We start from the raw sequence: 15,681 nt of genomic DNA, 5'->3' as shown, positions 1-15,681 counted from the left end.
GGTCAGCCCGCCGCCTCGTCCTTCATCATGTATCCGGCGCCGCGAACGGTGCGCAACAGCGGCTGGTCGAAATCCTTCTCGATCTTCGAGCGCAGCCGCGAGACATGCACGTCGATCACATTGGTCTGCGGGTCGAAATGATAGTCCCAGACGTTTTCGAGAAGCATGGTGCGCGTCACCACCTGGCCGGCATTCTTCATCAGATATTCGAGCAGGCGGAATTCGCGCGGCTGGAGCAGGATTTCCCTGCCGGCGCGCTTCACGGTGTGGGAGAGCCGGTCGAGTTCGAGATCGCCGACGCGGTAGACCATGTCCTGCTCCGGCGTGCCCTTGCGACGGCCGAGCACCTCCACGCGAGCGAGCAACTCGCTGAAGGCATAGGGTTTCGGCAGGTAGTCGTCGCCGCCGGCACGGAGACCCGTCACTCGGTCATCGACCTGGCCGAGCGCGGAAAGGATCAGGACGGGCGTATGGATGTTGCGCTGCCGCAGCTCGGATATCAGCGACAAGCCATCCCGGCGCGGCAACATGCGGTCGATGACCAGAACGTCATAGCTATTTTCGGTCGCGAGGAAGAGGCCGCTCTCTCCATCGCTTGCATGGTCGAGCACGATGCCCGCCTCGCGAAAGGCCTTCGAGAGATAGGCGGCCGCCTCCAGATCGTCTTCCACAATCAATATCTTCATCGTACGGACCTTACAGCATGTTCGGCGGACCTTGGCTAGAAGCCAGGCTCGGATATGGCAACGCCGCGAAACCTTGCGATCTCGCGGCGCCATTCGAGAAGGCTGTGGAGCCGATCAGCCCTGGTCGATCGGCAGCGCCAGGAAGCGGCTGCCGTCCTTGGTCTCGATCTGGAACAGCGCCTTGGAGCGGCCGTCCTTGCGGGCACCGTTGAGGACCTTCACGACATCGTCGGCAGACTTGACCGTCTGGTTGTTTACCGAGGTGATGCGGTCGCCTTCCTTGAGACCACGATCGCCGGCGTCGGAGTCCGGATCGACGGCGGAAACCGTCAGGCCGTCATCGCCGGGGGTGACCGTGATGCCGAGATCGGCGAGCGCCTGCTCGCTGGCCGGGGCTTCCGGCTCGGCTTCGTCGGTGCCGGTCGCAGCCTGGATCTGCTCGCCGGCAAGCGTGCCGATCTCGACCGGGATGGTCTGCGACTTGCCGTCACGCCAGACCGAAAGGTCGACCTTCTTGCCGGGCGCGATCTGTGCGACACGACGGGCAAGGTCACGCGGGTCCTTGATCGGTTCGCCATCGAGTGCGGTGATCACGTCACCCTTCTTGATGCCGGCCTTGGCACCGGGCGAGTCGGCCTGCGGTTCGACGACGAGGGCACCGGCGGCATCGGCCAGGCCAAGCGAGTCGGCGATGTCACGGTTTACCGGCTGGATCTGCACGCCCAGCCAGCCGCGATCGACCTTGCCGTCCTTCATCAGGTCGGCGACGACGCCCTTGGCCACGGAAGCGGGGATCGCGAAGGCGATGCCGACATTACCGCCGGATGGCGAGAAGATCGCGGTGTTGATGCCGACGACCTGGCCGGAGAGATTGAAGGTCGGGCCGCCCGAATTGCCGCGGTTCACGGCAGCATCCACCTGAAGGTAGTCGTCATACGGGCCGGAACCGATATCGCGGCCGCGGGCCGAGATGATGCCGGCCGTCACGGTGCCACCGAGGCCGAACGGGTTGCCGACGGCCACGACCCAGTCGCCGACGCGGATCTGGCTGTCATCGGCGAAGTCCACATAGGTGAACTTGCGCTTGTCCTTTTCCTCGACCTTGAGGACGGCGAGGTCCGTGCGGCTGTCCTTGCCGACGAGCTTGGCATCGAGTTCCGTGCCGTCGTTCATGACGACCGTGAAGGCCGAGCCGTCGCTGACGACGTGGTTGTTGGTGACGATGTAGCCGTCTTCCGAGATGAAGAAGCCGGAGCCCTGCGAGGTCGGGCGCAGATGCGGCTTGCGGTCGCGACGGTCGCCGCGATCACCGAACTGGCGGCCCGGGCCGCGATCGCCGCGAAGTTCGTCCTGACCGCCGAAATCACGGAAGAAGCGCTTCAGCGGATGGTCATCGGGGAGCTCGTCAAAGCCGCGGCCACCGAAATTGAACGAGAAATTGCTCTCGTCATTGGCCGGCTTGATATCGGACTGGACGCGAACGGAAACGACGGCGGGCGAGACGGCCGAGACGACGTCTGCGAAGCTCGCGACCTGCGGGCCCTGAACGGAAACGGCTTCCGCAAAGCTCTGCGTCACGGTGGCGGGAATGCCGGTTGCAAGCATAACGGCCGCAATCCCGGCGACGGTGGTCGTTTTCAGAACGGTCTTGAGGCCTGGACGGAATGCGGAAATCTTGGACATTCTTTGCACCTTTTCTCTGCTTTCGTGGCCGCGTTCGGCGGCTGATGAAGGAAGAGATAGGCCGACGCACATTACAGCGCACTATCCGCGGCATGAAATTTTGGTAATGTTGAAAAAATCCGCTATTCGCGCTTGAGCGCACGCTCCAGTTCGGCCTTTTCGACATCGGAAAGCGGGGTTCCCGTCGTCTTTCCGCCGCGTCGGCGTACGAAGAGGACCATGGCCGTCGCGCCGGCAAGAAAGAGCACGATCGGCGCCCCCCAGAGCAGCAGGGTTTCGCCACGCAAGCGCGGGTTCAGCAACACGAATTCGCCATAACGCGAAACGACATAGTCGATCACCGCTTTATCACTATCGCCATTTTTCAGCCGCTCGCGCACAAGAAGGCGCAAATCCCGGGCAAGCTCCGCGTTGGAATCGTCGATCGACTGGTTCTGACAGACCATGCAGCGCAGTTGCGCCGACAACGCCCGCGCGCGCGCTTCGAGAGCCGGATCAGCCAGTACCTCGTCGGGATTGACGGCGAAGGCCGGCGCCGCAGTCAGCAGGAAAGCGAGAGTGAGCAGCAGGCGGCGCATCATTCGGCCGCCTCCAGCGCTGGTTTCATCTTGCGTGCCTTCTGCGGCGCGCCGACGCGCAGGCGCCGGTCGCAGAGCGAAACGACACCACCCGCCATCATGATCAGCGCACCGATCCAGATGCAGAGGATCATCGGCTTCCACCAGACGCGCACGACGATGCCGCCGTCGGCCATGGCATCGCCGAGTGACACATAGAGCTGGCTCAGGCCGAAGGTGCGAATGCCCGCTTCCGTCGTCGGCATGCGGCGTGCCGTGTAGAGGCGCTTGGAAGACCAGATATCCGTGACCGTCACGCCACCCCGTGCCACGGTGAAGTGACCGGATTCTTCCGAATAGTTCGGCCCCTGCCCGCGACGCATGCCGTCGAAGGTTAGCGTGTAGCCGCCGGCCTCCACCTGCATGCCCGGCTTCATTTCCACGACATGTTCCGTCTCGAACGCCGTCACCGCGATGACGCCGATGACCGTCACGCCCACACCGATATGGGCGAGCGCCGTGCCGAAGGCCGAGCCCGGCAGGCCGACCAGACGGCGGAAGGCGACGTTGGGCTTCACCTTGCCGACACCAGCGCGCATCCAGAGATCTGTCAGCGAACCGGCAATCATGTAGAAGCCGATAGCGATGCCGAAATAGGCGAGAACCGGCCCGCCGCCATGTGCGTAGACGACGCCGGCCGCAACGACCAGACCGACCGCGACGGCCGCAAAGAGCCGCTGCCCGGCCGCAAAGATGTCACCGCGCTTCCAGGCGAGCAGCGGCCCGAACGGCACGGCCAGCAGCAGCGGCAGCATCAGCAGACCGAAGGTGAGGTTGAAGAAGGGCGGACCGACGGAGATCTTCTCACCCGTCAGCGCTTCCAGCACGAGCGGATAGAGCGTGCCGGTCAGCACCGTGGCAGCCGCCGTCGTCAGGATCAGGTTGTTGAGGACGAGCGCGCCCTCCCGCGAGATCGGCGCAAAAAGCCCGCCGGCCTTCAGCGTCGCGGCCCGGAAGGCGAAAAGTGAAAGCGCACCGCCGATGAAGAAGACGAGGATGGCGAGGATGAAGACGCCGCGCGTCGGGTCGGTCGCGAAAGCGTGGACCGAGGTCAGGACGCCCGAGCGCACGAGGAAGGTGCCGAGCAGCGACATGGAGAAGGTGAGGATCGCCAGAAGAACGGTCCAGATCTTCAGCGCCTCGCGTTTTTCCATGACGAGCGCGGAATGCAAGAGCGCCGTGCCGGCAAGCCAGGGGATGAACGATGCGTTTTCCACCGGGTCCCAGAACCACCAGCCCCCCCAGCCGAGCTCATAGTAGGCCCAATAGGAGCCCATGGCGATGCCGGCGGTCAGAAAGCTCCAGGCAGCAAGCGTCCACGGCCGCACCCAGCGTGCCCAGGCCGCATCGATCCGTCCCTCGATCAGCGCGGCGATGGCGAAGGAAAAACAGATGGAGAAGCCGACATAGCCGAGATAGAGCAACGGCGGATGGATCGCGAGGCCGATGTCCTGCAGTACCGGATTGAGGTCCTGCCCCTCGGCCGGCGCCGGCGAAAGGCGGATGAACGGGTTGGACGTCAAAAGGATGAACAGCGCGAAAGCCGCCGAGATCATTCCCTGGACGGCCAGGACATTGGCGCGCAGCCGCTCCGGCAGGTTCGAACCGAATGTCGAGACGAGCGCGCTGAAGAATACGAGGATGAGGAGCCAGAGCAGCATCGAGCCCTCATGGTTGCCCCACACGCCCGAGATCTTGTAAATCATCGGCTTCAGCGAATGCGAATTTTCCCAGACATTTGCGACCGAAAAATCCGAGACGACGTAGGCGAAGGTCAGCACCGAGAAAGAGAACAGCACCAGCAGGAAACCGGCAAGGGCGGCGGCGGGCGCCACGGCCATCAGCGAACGGTCGTTCCGGATCGTGCCGATCAGCGGCAGCACCGATTGGACGATGACCGTCGCCAGCGCCAGAACCAGGGCATAGTGTCCAAGCTCGATGATCATTTGATCGTTTCCTTGCCGGAGAGTTCCACGCCCTGCGCCTTTAGACGGTCCGCCACGTCCTTCGGCATATAGGTCTCGTCATGCTTGGCAAGCACGGTATCGGCGACGAACAGACCGTCCATGCCGAACGCACCTTCGGCGACCACGCCCTGCCCTTCGCGGAAAAGATCCGGCAGGATGCCCGTATAGGTCACCGGCACCGTCGCCAGCGTATCCGTGACCGTGAAGGTTACCGTCGAGCCCTCGTCCCGCTTGACCGTGCCGGCCTCGACCAGACCGCCGAGACGGATGCGCGTGCCCGGCTCGAGATTGGCCTTGGCGAGATCGCCCGGCACATAGAAATAGGCGATGGATTGGCTGAAGGCGAACATGACGAGCAGCACCGCCGCCACGAGGAAGGCGACACCGCCGCCGATGACTGCCAGACGTTTCTGTTTGCGCGTCATTGTTTGATGCCCTCAACCGAGATCGATAGGTCCCGTGCAAGCGCCAGAAGCTGTTTGCCGTTCTCGCTGTCCGCCGGAAAGGTTTTCAGCGCCGTCTGTAACGCAGCCTCGGCCTTCGGCCTTTGATCCAGCACAACATAGGAACGGATGATGCGCATCCATCCTTCGAAATTGGTGGGATCTTCCTGGAGCTTCGCCGCAAGGTTTTCCACCATGCCGGCAATCATCTGCTGCCGATCACCCGTCGACATGTCCTCGGCCGCTGCGACATCGTCCGCCGTCGGGTTGCCGAGTTGCCCTGCCGCACCGCCATCGCCATCGCCCAGCGCGGCGATGTGCCTGTTGACGAGCGGAAGCCAGGGCGCATCGGCCGGTGTCTCCCTGGCCAGCGCCTCGAAGGCGGCGCGTGCTTCCGGCTTCTTGCCTTCCTGCTCCAGCGCCAGCGCAAGATAGTAGTACGCGCGCGGATTGTCCGGCTTGAGCTTCAGTGATTCCTCAAGCTGACGGCGTGCGTCGGCCGTAATCACGCCGTCGGCAAGCGCGATCAGCGCCTCCGCATGGCCATCCAGCCGTTCCGGGCTCGCGCCAAGCAGGCGGATCGCCTGCGAATAGGCATTCGCGGAATCCTCCATCCGGCTGCTGCGATAATAGATCGGCGCCAGCAGATCCCAGCCAGCCCCGTCGTCCGGATTGCGCGCGAGGTGGCTTTCCGCCCGGGCGATCAGGATGCTGATATCGTTGCCGGGGTTGGCAAGGCGCTCTGCGAGCGGCTGGGCCGGAAGCTCCGGCCGGCCGCTCGCCAAATAAAGACAGAGCCCGATGGCGGGCAACACCACGATGACGAAGGCCTGCGCCAGACGGTTGCGCCCGCTCGTGCGTGCCTTCTCCCTGGCTTCGGCCTTGCTGGCGGCGATCAGCCGGCGCGCGACTTCCGCGCGGGCAAGCTCGGCCTCGCCGGCACCGATAAGACCCGTCGCCTCGTCACGCTTCAATTCTTCGAGTTGGTCGCGATAGACCTCGACGTCATGGCCGGCCCCTTCAACGGACGCCGGCGGGCGCCGCAACAGGGGCAGGAGGAGGACGGCAGCCACGGCAGCCGTCAGGATGGCGACGAGAATCCAGAAAAGCATGACCGTTCAATTACTGGAACGCGGCGGCGTTTCCAATTCCCCTGGGAACAATGACGCAAAATTGAGGCGTTTCGCCGCAAGGGTCAAACGGCCGGCCGGAAAATGCCGGTTTTGTCACGAAAGCGGCGTCCAGGCCCCATCCGCATTGCGGCAGGCCGCGCCGCGCGTCGCGGTGTCGCGACCGTCGACAGTCAGTGTGTGGCTGTATTGCCGGCAGTTCTGCGAACCGACCTGGAACGGCGCGGCCGCCACGACCGATCCCGCAACGCCAGACCCCTGCCACACGACCGGCTGGCCGCCCGGCGCGGCTTCCAGCGCACGATATTCGGCTTCGAGCGCCCGTTGCATGTCGGCCTTGGAAAGCTGCGTTGCCGTGTTGCGGCTGACGAGCCCGCCCTGGAGCGCGGTGATGTAGACACCAGGACCCGCCGCGGTCGCACCACCGCTGGAAGCCTTGCCGCCCGATGTGGTCGTGCACCCCGAGGCCGTCACGACTGCCAGAAGGAGGGGGAAAAAGGCGCCGCGCAAACCCGTCTTCATCCGCTCGACCGTCTCTCTTCCTGCAAGGCCGGCAAAAGACCGGCAATTCGTCCGTCCCGCGATCCTCATTGTCGCGAATACGTCTCTTGTTGCATTGTCCGCCGCCTCAGGCAACATCCTTTGTGACGGCTGGCAGCACGAGCCGCGCCAGCAGTCCGCCGCCCGCGCCGCGCGAGAGCCCGAAGGTGCCCTGGTATTCCGACGCGATCTCGCTGACGATGGAAAGGCCGAGCCCGGTACCCGGCTTGCTCTCGTCGAGCCGCTTGCCGCGCTTCATCGCTTCGCGGATCTCGTCCGGTTCGAGCCCCGGCCCGTCATCTTCCACTTCGATAACGATCCAGCTCTTGCGACCGTCGTCATTGCCACGCACATCTGCCGGCGCCATGGAAACGCGCAAATCGACCACCGTGCGGGCGTAGCGCGCCGCATTTTCCAAGAGATTGCCGACAGTCTCCTCCACGTCCTGCTGTTCCATCGCGAGCACGAGGCCCGGAGGATCCACCGTCAGCGGAAACAGCTTGTCGGCATTGAGCCGCCGCATCACCCGCACCAGCCGCTCCAGCACCGGCTGCGCCTCGGTGCGCGCCAGCACGGATTCGCGCTGGGCGGCAATGCGGGCTCGGTTGAGATAGGATTGCACCTGGCTCTGCATCGCCTCGGCCTGCGTCTTCACAAGTTCGCCCTGCGGGGCAGCGATCAGGCGCGATTCGTTGAGCAGCACGGCGATGGGCGTCTTTAGCGAATGTGCGAGATTGCCCACCTGCATGCGCGCCCGCTCGACAATGCGCCGGTTGCTGTCGATCAGCGCATTCACCTCGCTCGCCAAAGGCAGGATCTCTCTGGGAAAATCGCCATCGAGCTGCTCGCTCTCGCCCGCCCGGATTTTTTCCAGCGCCTTGCGCGCCCGGTCGAGCGGACGCAGACCGATGAGGATCGCGGCCGCGTTGAGCATCAGGCTCCCGACGCCAAAGCCGGCGAGCGCGAGGTAGAGACTGCCGGAAAAATCGTCGATATCCTTCTCCAGCACATCACGGTTCCCGACCACACGAAAGCGCGCCGTGCGCCCTTCGTCATCCAGCACCACTTCCGTCTCGCCCACTTCCACATCGTTGCCGAAGGAATCGATGGTCGTATAGAAACGCTCGTAACGCGTATCGAAGGGAATGCTGTCCGTATCGGGGATCGGAATGCTGCCCGTGCCGAGGGATGCAGAGGTCAGAGTCTCGCTTGCCAGCGCCCCGCCGATCGGCTCGACGATCCAGTACCAGCCCGATTGCGGCTGGAAGAAACGCAGGTCGCCGAGCTGCGGCGTGCCCGACAGCCGTGTCTGCTCGTCCGTCGAGACGGAATTGATCACGTTGTAGAGTTGCGCGCGCAGAAGATCGCGAAAACTCCTTTCCGCGCTCTGGCGATAGAGCGTCGAGATGACGACGGCGATGGCTATGAGGGCCAGTGCCGCCCACAGCGAGGCGAGGAACAGAACGCGGAAGGTAAGCGAGCGGGAGCGCCTGGCGTTATTTGCCATTGGCCGGCGCTTGCATCCGGTAGCCGAGGCCGCGCACGGTCTCGATCATGTCGACGCCGATCTTCTTGCGCAGACGCCCCACGAAAACCTCGATCGTGTTGGAATCGCGGTCGAAATCCTGATCGTACATATGCTCGACCAGCTCCGTGCGCGAAACCACCTCGCCCATATGATGCATGAGATAGGAGAGAAGGCGGTATTCGTGCGACGTCAGCTTCAGCGCCTCGCCATTGACGGAGGCCTTGGAGCCCTTGGTGTCGAGACGCACGGGACCGCAGATGATGTCGGCGCTCGCATGGCCCGCCGCGCGGCGGATGAGCGCGCGGATACGGGCCAGCACTTCCTCGACATGGAATGGCTTGGCGACGTAGTCGTCGGCACCCGCGTCGATGCCGGCCACCTTGTCGCTCCAGCGGTCGCGGGCGGTCAGCAGGAGAACGGGCATGCCTTTGCCGTCGGCACGCCATTTTTCCAGAACGGTGATACCATCCATCTCCGGCAGGCCGATATCGAGAATGATGGCGTCATAGGGCTCGGTATCGCCGAGATAGTGTCCCTCCTCGCCATCGAAGGCCTGGTCCACCACATAGCCGGCGTCCTTCAGGGCTTCGCTGAGCTGCCGGCTCAGGTTGACGTCGTCCTCCACCACCAGGATGCGCATTCGGCCTCTTTCTACGTTCTGCTTTCCATCGCCGGGCCGAATGCCCGGCGGCTTTACATCGGTACGCGCACCGTCACCTTGCGCGGCCGGGCATTGCCCTTGCCGGGCACCAGCACGGTCACCACGCAGGTATCGCCCTTCGGCTGCGCCGAGAGAAGCTCGCCACCCGTCTCGGACACCACCTGCTCCGCGGCGGCGCTGCAGTCGCCCGCAACCTGCACGACCTCGCTCCCGGATCCCGTCGGGACGGGACCCGGCAGGGTCAGGCTGGCCGCAAGGGCGGTGATGAGAAGTGGCGAGGCCATGAACATACTTTCAGGTGCGGATCACTATGATGCAAGCAATAAACGATCCTCGCTGAATGGCAAATGAATGGGGGACGGAACTTTATGGCGGATTTCAGCGCACCGGATGGCGAGCCGAAATCCGTCCGTAAACGGCAATGAGGCCGCCGATCGTGCCTGCCGCGGCGACCAGGAGATCGGCCAATTCCCCTTCGTCTCCGGCCGTCACCTCGACACCCGCGGCATTGGCAAGCGAGGCGGCGATGGCGATCAGGGCGCCCCAGACGGTGCGCGATTTGTACCAGGGTTTCATCTCGTCGTTCATCGGTCATCCTTTCGTTAGAGAGTAAGATCGGCTTCCGCCGCCACGCCCAGCGGCACCGCCCGGCCCATCTGGCGCACGCGAATGCGGATCGACGCCTGCGCCATGCCGAAGTCGGAAATTTCCAAAGCAGCCGGATAGGTAAAGGCGGGGCTGCCGGTTTCGACGCGCCGCACCACCGTGCTGCCGGAGAGAATGTCGAGGCGATAGGCTTCCATCGGCTCGTCGAGCGGAATGTCGGCGGCAAGCCAGGTATCCGAATCGATACGACCGCGCCGTATCCAGGAAAACTTCGCGGCGCCGTCCGCACCGCGCCGTCCGCGCAGATGCCCTGGTGCGAGCGGCGTCAGCGCCCGCTCGCCGCCGGCGAAAGCGAAGGGGCCTGCCCGTCCCTCGGTCGCCCCCGTCGCCTCGATAAGCCAGTTGGAAAGCCGCCCCGCCTCCTCGATTTCAAGTCCGACGGGCCGCACGGCCTCGTCCAGCACGACCGCCATCGCTCCCGAAGGATGCCCTGCCGCCATTGCATCCTCGGTTCCGTGCAGGCCGCGCAACAGCGTGGTCAATCGCCAGCGCCCCGGCGCGGTCTCGCTTGCTCCGGCAAAGCCGATGATCTCCCAGCCGCCGTTTTCGGAACGCACCGCCAGCCGGTTCGCACCGTTCAGCATCGTCACCACATCGACCGAGGAAAGCCCGCCGGACGCCAGATCGAGCACGATTTCCCGTTCAGGATCGAACCGCCCGAGCACGCCGGGAACAAGCGGCGCCGAAAGCCAGCCGATCCGCGCCGGCCGCTCCAGCCGCGCGCGGGCGCGAAACCCCTCACTCCCGTCGGAACTCGACACGACCATCGCCCGCCACGGCTTCGCATAGGCCGCGACCCGAGCGAAATCCTCGACCGCGCCGCCCCCGCAGACCGGCAGGTCGAGAAAGACGACCTCGGGCGCAAAAGCATCTGCCGGTCCTGCCCCGCCAGTGGGAGAGCGGCCGCCCTCCGCCGGTGCGGATGCCGGGCTGTCACCGGCGGCAATGGCGCGCGCCTCCGCCTCCCGCACCAGCCCGTCGGTCAGGCCGGTGATAAGAAAACGCCCCTCCGGCCCGTCCGCAAACCGGATGACATCGCCGGGCGTCAAATCGAGCATCGTCGGCGGCAGGCGGAACGTGACGCGGCGTTGCGCAGCCCGCTGGTCGCGCAGGACCGCCTCGACAGCGGATGCCGCCGCGCCGTCATGCAGCACCGCCGGCAGTGCCAGCCGAAGGACGCGGTCGCTGCCGCCGGCCATGCGGCGGGAACGCGCGGTCACGCGCCCATAGGCCGCGGCAGCATCGAAATGATCGAGGATCGCCTCGCCGGAGAAATCGCCGGCATGACCGCGGCTTTCCTCGAAAGCCGCTTCGTCGGGCCGTTCGGCCAGAATATCGATCTGCAGCGGCGGCAGCGCCGATTTTTGCCGTGACCGGAAGACCAGTTTGCCGTCCGCTTCCAGCGCATCGATCTGGAAAGCCTCCATCAGCGGCTCGAGCAAAGCACGCGCGGAGGACTGCTCCGCCTGCACGAAGCCTGGCAGGTCGCCGGCAACACCCGAAACGTCGAAGGCGGAAAACCCGTGATCGGACAGGATCGCCGCAATGACATCCGCCAGCGTCCCGGCGCCCAACCGGCCATTCAGCCAGTGCCCGCGCTGCCAGTTACCGCCGTCCGACCACAGCGCCGTGGTCTCCGGAAAAGCCGGATAGGGCCGGGCGTCCCAGGTCCAGACAAAGACATGGCCGGGATCGACCATGCCCGCCTCCGGTCCGCTCCCCTGCCACCAGCCATGATGCGCATCGAGAAACCGCCGCTGGACGGAATCGCTGCGCGCACCGCCCGAAAAATACGGCAAGGCGTTTTCCGCACTTTTCGGATCGACGAAGACATTCGGCTGGTTCGGGCCCTTGTCGATCGCCGGACAGCCCAGTTCGGTGAACCAGACCGGTTTCGATCGCGGCACCCAGGCCGTGTGCCCGGCAAGCTCCGCTCCGCCGGGGCCGCGTTCGTGATGAAAATTCGTCCACCAGCTCTCGATGTCCTTGTAGCGAAACACCCAGGGCTTGCCCGCCACCCCGTCGGTGATCGGCGAGCGCACGCGCCCCGCGCGAAAACTGTCGCTGGCATAATACCAGTCGAAACCCTCGCCCGCTGCGATCAGGCCCTGCATCGCATCCAGGTCGTCGCCATGGCGAAATCCGTCCGGATTGCCGGTCAGGATGTCGCCGTCCCGCCAGTCGGCGAGCGGCATGTAGTTGTCGATGCCGACGGCATCGATGGCCGTGGACGCCCAGAGCGGATCGAGGTGATAGCGCACCTCCCCACTGCCATCGGCCGGCAGAAAGCCGAAATATTCGCTCCAGTCGGCGGCATAGGTGATCTTCGTCGCCGGCCGCAGCACCGCCCGCACGTCGGCGGCGAGGTCGCAGAGCGCCGATACGAAGGGAAATTCGCCCGCCCCGTCGCGAAGCCACGTTAAACCGCGCATTTCCGAGCCGATCAGGAACCCGTCAACCCCGCCCGCCGCTTCCGCCAGAAGCGCATAGTGCAGGATCAGCCGCCGAAATCCCTCGTCGCCAGCCGGCCCCGAAACCGCCTCGCCCGAAACCGAAAAATCCCCCGCTTGCGCGCTCCCCACAAAGGCCGCGACCTGACTGCCTGCCGCCGCCGTGCCGCCAGCCGATTGCGGATGACAGGTGATACGCCCGCGCCAGGGATAGGGCGCCTGCGCCAGGCCGCCATAGGGATCGGGCAAACCGTTGTCTGCGGGCACATCCATCAACACGAAGGGATAGAGGTAGACCTCGATCCCCCGCGCACTCAGGTCCTTGATGGCCGCCACCACGCTGGCGTCGGACGGAGTGCCGCCATAGGCTGGTCCGCCGCCGCTCTCGCTGACCACATGCGCCGCCGCCCGCCCGATGCCGCAGACGCGCCATGGCCGACTTTCATCCGTTCGGGTGGAAACCTCCACGCCCGGCACGATGCGGCAATGCCCCGCCCGCAAGTCCGTCCCGAACCAGGCAACGACCAGCCCGACGCGTTCGAGATTCGGGCAAAGCGTCAGAAGCTCATCGATCGAGGCCTCCCAGTCCGTCGCTGCGACAAGCGTGTTGCGGTTGATGTTGCGCCCCTTTCCCGCTTCCAGTTTTTCCGTCACCAGTCGCGGGTCGTAGCCGTGTTCGCTGGAGCCCGGAATGATCGTGACGGCGCGAATCTTCTCCTCCAGCGAGCCGACCGGCTTCAGGACTTCGAACTGCAGCACGGGAATGCGGTTGCCGAAGGTGTCGAGCGGCAGGTGCTCGAAGACGACATAGGCAAGCCCGCGATAGGCCGGCGTGTTGCCGGTGCCCTGTTTCGCCTCGATCAGCGGATCGGGCGCCTGGTCCGCCGTGCCCCGGTAGAGCCGTATCGCAACCCCGGTCAGATCGAGCTCGCGCCCATCCGCCCAAACGCGCCGGATGCCGGCGATCGGTCCCTCGCAGATGCCTACCGCGCAATTCGCGAAATAGCGGAACGTCTCGACGCGCGGTCCGCTCGCCTTGCCGCCAGTGCGCTCGACGGATGCCTCCTCCTCGAAGCGCGTCGCCCAGATCAGCGTGCCGCCGATGCGCGCGGTGCCGTAGACACGGCTGATCGCCGCGCCCTCGTCTGCGCCGGGAATGCGCGCATCGCCGAGCCGCGCGCCGGAAATCTTGGTCATGCCGTTGATGAGCGAGCGGTCCACCACCGAACCCGCGAGCGCACCCGCCGCCCGGCCGAGAATGGCGCCGAACGGCCCGAACACGCTGCCGAGTGCCGCACCGGCCGCCTGGAAGAGAAGCGTTGCCATGGATCAGAAAATCTCCGGAAAACGGAAGACGCCGGCAATGCGCCGACGCCAGCAGGGCACGAGCGGCGATTCGATCACCGCCGCCTGCTCGTAAGCGTGAATGAACCGGCCGCCGGGCGCCGCGATGCCGGCATGTTTGGCCGCCACCCCGGTTCGCCAGCGGAAGATGAGAAGATCGCCCGGACGCAGCGTCGAAACGGGCAATGGCGCCCCGCAATGTCGCGCGGCGGCCGCAAGCAGCCGCTCCTCGCCCGCCCGCTCCGCCCAGTCGGGAGCGTAGGGCGCCGGCACTTCCGGTTCGGCCCCGTAAAGCTCGCGCCAAACGCCGCGGATCAACCCCAGACAGTCGCAGCCGACGCCCTTCAGCGCGCCCTGATGCCGATAGGGCGTGCCGATGAAGCCGCGCGCCACGGTGACGACCCGCTCGCCGGTCACCTCGTCACTCATAAAGCGGCCTCCCGTCATGCACGGTGTCGCCATCCGCGTAGCCGTAGGTGAAATCGCTGCCCGGCATATGCGGAAATCCACGGAAATTCAGCTGGTTGGCGAACTTCGCCTTGCAGGTGGAAAAGCGTTTGTCGCAGCCCGCCGTCACTTCGAGTGTATCGCCGACGGCGAGGCCCGAAGGCCCCGGCAGCCAAAGCACCAGTTCGTCCGCGCCCTCTGCCTTGCGATGATCCTCGATATCGGCCGCAAGCCCCGCTGCCGCGCCGTCGGTCACCGTCAGCATGCCGTAGCGAAAGAACCGCTCGGCAAATCCCGAAAGCCCGGCCACCCGCAGCCGCATTTCATCCGGCACCGCCAGTACCGTCGCCACCGCCCGGTAGGCGGGGGCCGTGGCATTCACCCCGCAGCGCCCGTCACCGAGAACGGCATCGCAGCGATGCCCGTAGATGCGCCCGCGCACCTGGTCGAGCCCGTGTGTCAGCCGCCTCAATTCCGCGCGAAAAAGCCCGCCTTCGCGGCGCACCTCGCCCAGTTCCGCCGTGCGCAGCAGCAGCCGTTCGGATGGATCCTCCCAATTGACCGTGAAAACCTCGACCTTGGCCCGGTCGTATCGCCCGGCCGAAAGATCCTCCGCCCGGATCGCCTCGGCGGAAAAGCCACCCGAAACCTCGCCGCTTTCGGCGGCAAGCCCGTTGCTGTCCTCCGCCTCGCTCGCCTCGAACCCGCTTGCCGCCACATAATCCGTGCCGTCGAAGGCCAGATCGCGGTCATGATCGGTAAAACCCAGCACCACACCGTCGCGCCGCGTCACGCGCCAGGCATGGCAGAGCGTCGTCACGCCACCGTCGAGATGGGCCTGAAGCCCCGCCGGTATCGTCCTCATGGCTTGATCTCCACGAGCGGAATGGAGGGAATGCGCCCGGCATTGAACTGCGCGAGATCGATGTCGAGACGATCGGTATCGAAACGCACCGGCACGTCGAATTCGAACCCCGCGCGGATGACGCCCGAAACCGGAACCTTGCCCGGCTTGAAGGTCACGATGCCCGTCGCGGCATTCGCCGTATAGTCGTCCACCGGCACAATACTGCCCGCCACCGAGACGATCACCGTGCCCGCCACCGGCTTTTCGATGATGCGCATCGTTCCGCCTCCGGCATCGGCATAGCGCTTGACCAGTTGGAAGGCCGCCGTCGTGCCGTCGCCCGTACCGATCTCCTGGTCTCCCGCCGCGGGCGATGCCGCCGGCGCGCCGGACCTGTGGTCGACGGGATCGTGAAACCGGAACCCGTAAAATTGCCCCGCCCGCGCCTCGAAGAAGGCGAGCACGGCATAGAGATCGTCGATCGAGCGCACACCCGATCCCGCATCGTAGCGCCGCCGCGCATCCTGCCAGCGTCGGTTGCGGTTTTCGCGCCCGTTGGAAAGGCTGACGATGTCCGTGCGCCGGACCGGCCCGCCGCTCGTGCCGAGCGCGACACGCAGCGGAAACCGCACCTCGTGAAATCCTGCCATGTCTGTCTCCGGTTTCGAGGCC

At 65.4% G+C, this 15,681-nt stretch carries 15 protein-coding genes; all 15 read right to left on the bottom strand.

Translation table 11 applies throughout. From position 1 onward, the window contains the following. Positions 1-2: 2 nt before the first annotated feature. Positions 3-686: a response regulator transcription factor gene (locus MUU55_RS08745; RefSeq protein WP_244760387.1), complete on the bottom strand. Its 684-nt coding sequence runs from the start codon at positions 684-686 to the stop codon at positions 3-5. Positions 687-800: 114 nt separating this feature from the next. After that, positions 801-2,369: a Do family serine endopeptidase gene (locus tag MUU55_RS08740; protein WP_244760386.1), complete on the bottom strand. Its 1,569-nt coding sequence runs from the start codon at positions 2,367-2,369 to the stop codon at positions 801-803. Positions 2,370-2,491: 122 nt separating this feature from the next. Next, complete coding sequence (locus tag MUU55_RS08735; protein WP_244760385.1) at positions 2,492-2,950, bottom strand: cytochrome c-type biogenesis protein; 459 nt, start codon at positions 2,948-2,950, stop codon at positions 2,492-2,494. Further along, complete coding sequence (locus tag MUU55_RS08730) at positions 2,947-4,932, bottom strand: heme lyase CcmF/NrfE family subunit (RefSeq protein WP_244760384.1); 1,986 nt, start codon at positions 4,930-4,932, stop codon at positions 2,947-2,949. The genes MUU55_RS08735 and MUU55_RS08730 overlap by 4 nt, the downstream gene beginning before the upstream one ends. Beyond that, entirely contained in the window at positions 4,929-5,378 is a 450-nt protein-coding gene (ccmE, locus tag MUU55_RS08725; protein ID WP_244760383.1) for a cytochrome c maturation protein CcmE, read from the bottom strand. Before ccmE ends, MUU55_RS08730 begins: the two co-directional genes overlap by 4 nt. Continuing rightward, positions 5,375-6,508, bottom strand: coding sequence for a c-type cytochrome biogenesis protein CcmI (ccmI, locus tag MUU55_RS08720; RefSeq protein ID WP_244760382.1), 1,134 nt, complete (start codon positions 6,506-6,508; stop codon positions 5,375-5,377). The genes ccmE and ccmI overlap by 4 nt, the downstream gene beginning before the upstream one ends. Positions 6,509-6,622: 114 nt before the next feature. Further along, positions 6,623-7,048 (bottom strand): hypothetical protein, encoded by a 426-nt coding sequence (locus MUU55_RS08715; protein WP_244760381.1) that lies wholly within the window; start codon positions 7,046-7,048, stop codon positions 6,623-6,625. Between the two features lie 106 nt (positions 7,049-7,154). Then, complete coding sequence (locus tag MUU55_RS08710; protein WP_244760380.1) at positions 7,155-8,573, bottom strand: ATP-binding protein; 1,419 nt, start codon at positions 8,571-8,573, stop codon at positions 7,155-7,157. Further along, positions 8,563-9,234: a response regulator transcription factor gene (locus tag MUU55_RS08705; protein ID WP_244760379.1), complete on the bottom strand. Its 672-nt coding sequence runs from the start codon at positions 9,232-9,234 to the stop codon at positions 8,563-8,565. The genes MUU55_RS08710 and MUU55_RS08705 overlap by 11 nt, the downstream gene beginning before the upstream one ends. 53 nt (positions 9,235-9,287) lie before the next feature. Beyond that, the gene (locus tag MUU55_RS08700) at positions 9,288-9,539 is read right to left on the bottom strand and encodes a hypothetical protein (protein WP_244760378.1); all 252 of its coding nucleotides are present in this window, start codon (positions 9,537-9,539) and stop codon (positions 9,288-9,290) included. 94 nt (positions 9,540-9,633) lie between these two features. Next, positions 9,634-9,843 carry a hypothetical protein gene (locus MUU55_RS08695; RefSeq protein WP_244760377.1) on the bottom strand — a complete coding sequence of 70 codons (210 nt, stop codon included), beginning with the start codon at positions 9,841-9,843 and terminating at the stop codon, positions 9,634-9,636. A 14-nt stretch (positions 9,844-9,857) separates the two neighbouring features. After that, entirely contained in the window at positions 9,858-13,697 is a 3,840-nt protein-coding gene (locus MUU55_RS08690; RefSeq protein WP_244760376.1) for a baseplate multidomain protein megatron, read from the bottom strand. 3 nt (positions 13,698-13,700) lie between these two features. Beyond that, positions 13,701-14,144 (bottom strand): NlpC/P60 family protein, encoded by a 444-nt coding sequence (locus MUU55_RS08685; protein ID WP_244760375.1) that lies wholly within the window; start codon positions 14,142-14,144, stop codon positions 13,701-13,703. Beyond that, positions 14,137-15,027 carry a DUF2163 domain-containing protein gene (locus MUU55_RS08680; protein WP_244760374.1) on the bottom strand — a complete coding sequence of 297 codons (891 nt, stop codon included), beginning with the start codon at positions 15,025-15,027 and terminating at the stop codon, positions 14,137-14,139. Before MUU55_RS08680 ends, MUU55_RS08685 begins: the two co-directional genes overlap by 8 nt. Continuing rightward, on the bottom strand, positions 15,024-15,659 hold the full coding sequence (locus MUU55_RS08675; RefSeq protein ID WP_244760373.1) for a DUF2460 domain-containing protein: 636 nt from the start codon (positions 15,657-15,659) through the stop codon (positions 15,024-15,026). Before MUU55_RS08675 ends, MUU55_RS08680 begins: the two co-directional genes overlap by 4 nt. Between the last annotated feature and the right edge of the window lie 22 nt (positions 15,660-15,681).

Origin of the sequence: Shinella curvata (assembly GCF_022899935.1) — a bacterium.
GTDB classification, from domain to species: Bacteria; Pseudomonadota; Alphaproteobacteria; order Rhizobiales; family Rhizobiaceae; genus Shinella; species Shinella curvata.
Note: the sequence above shows the minus strand (reverse complement) of the source record. Positions and strands in the feature narration are given on the sequence as shown.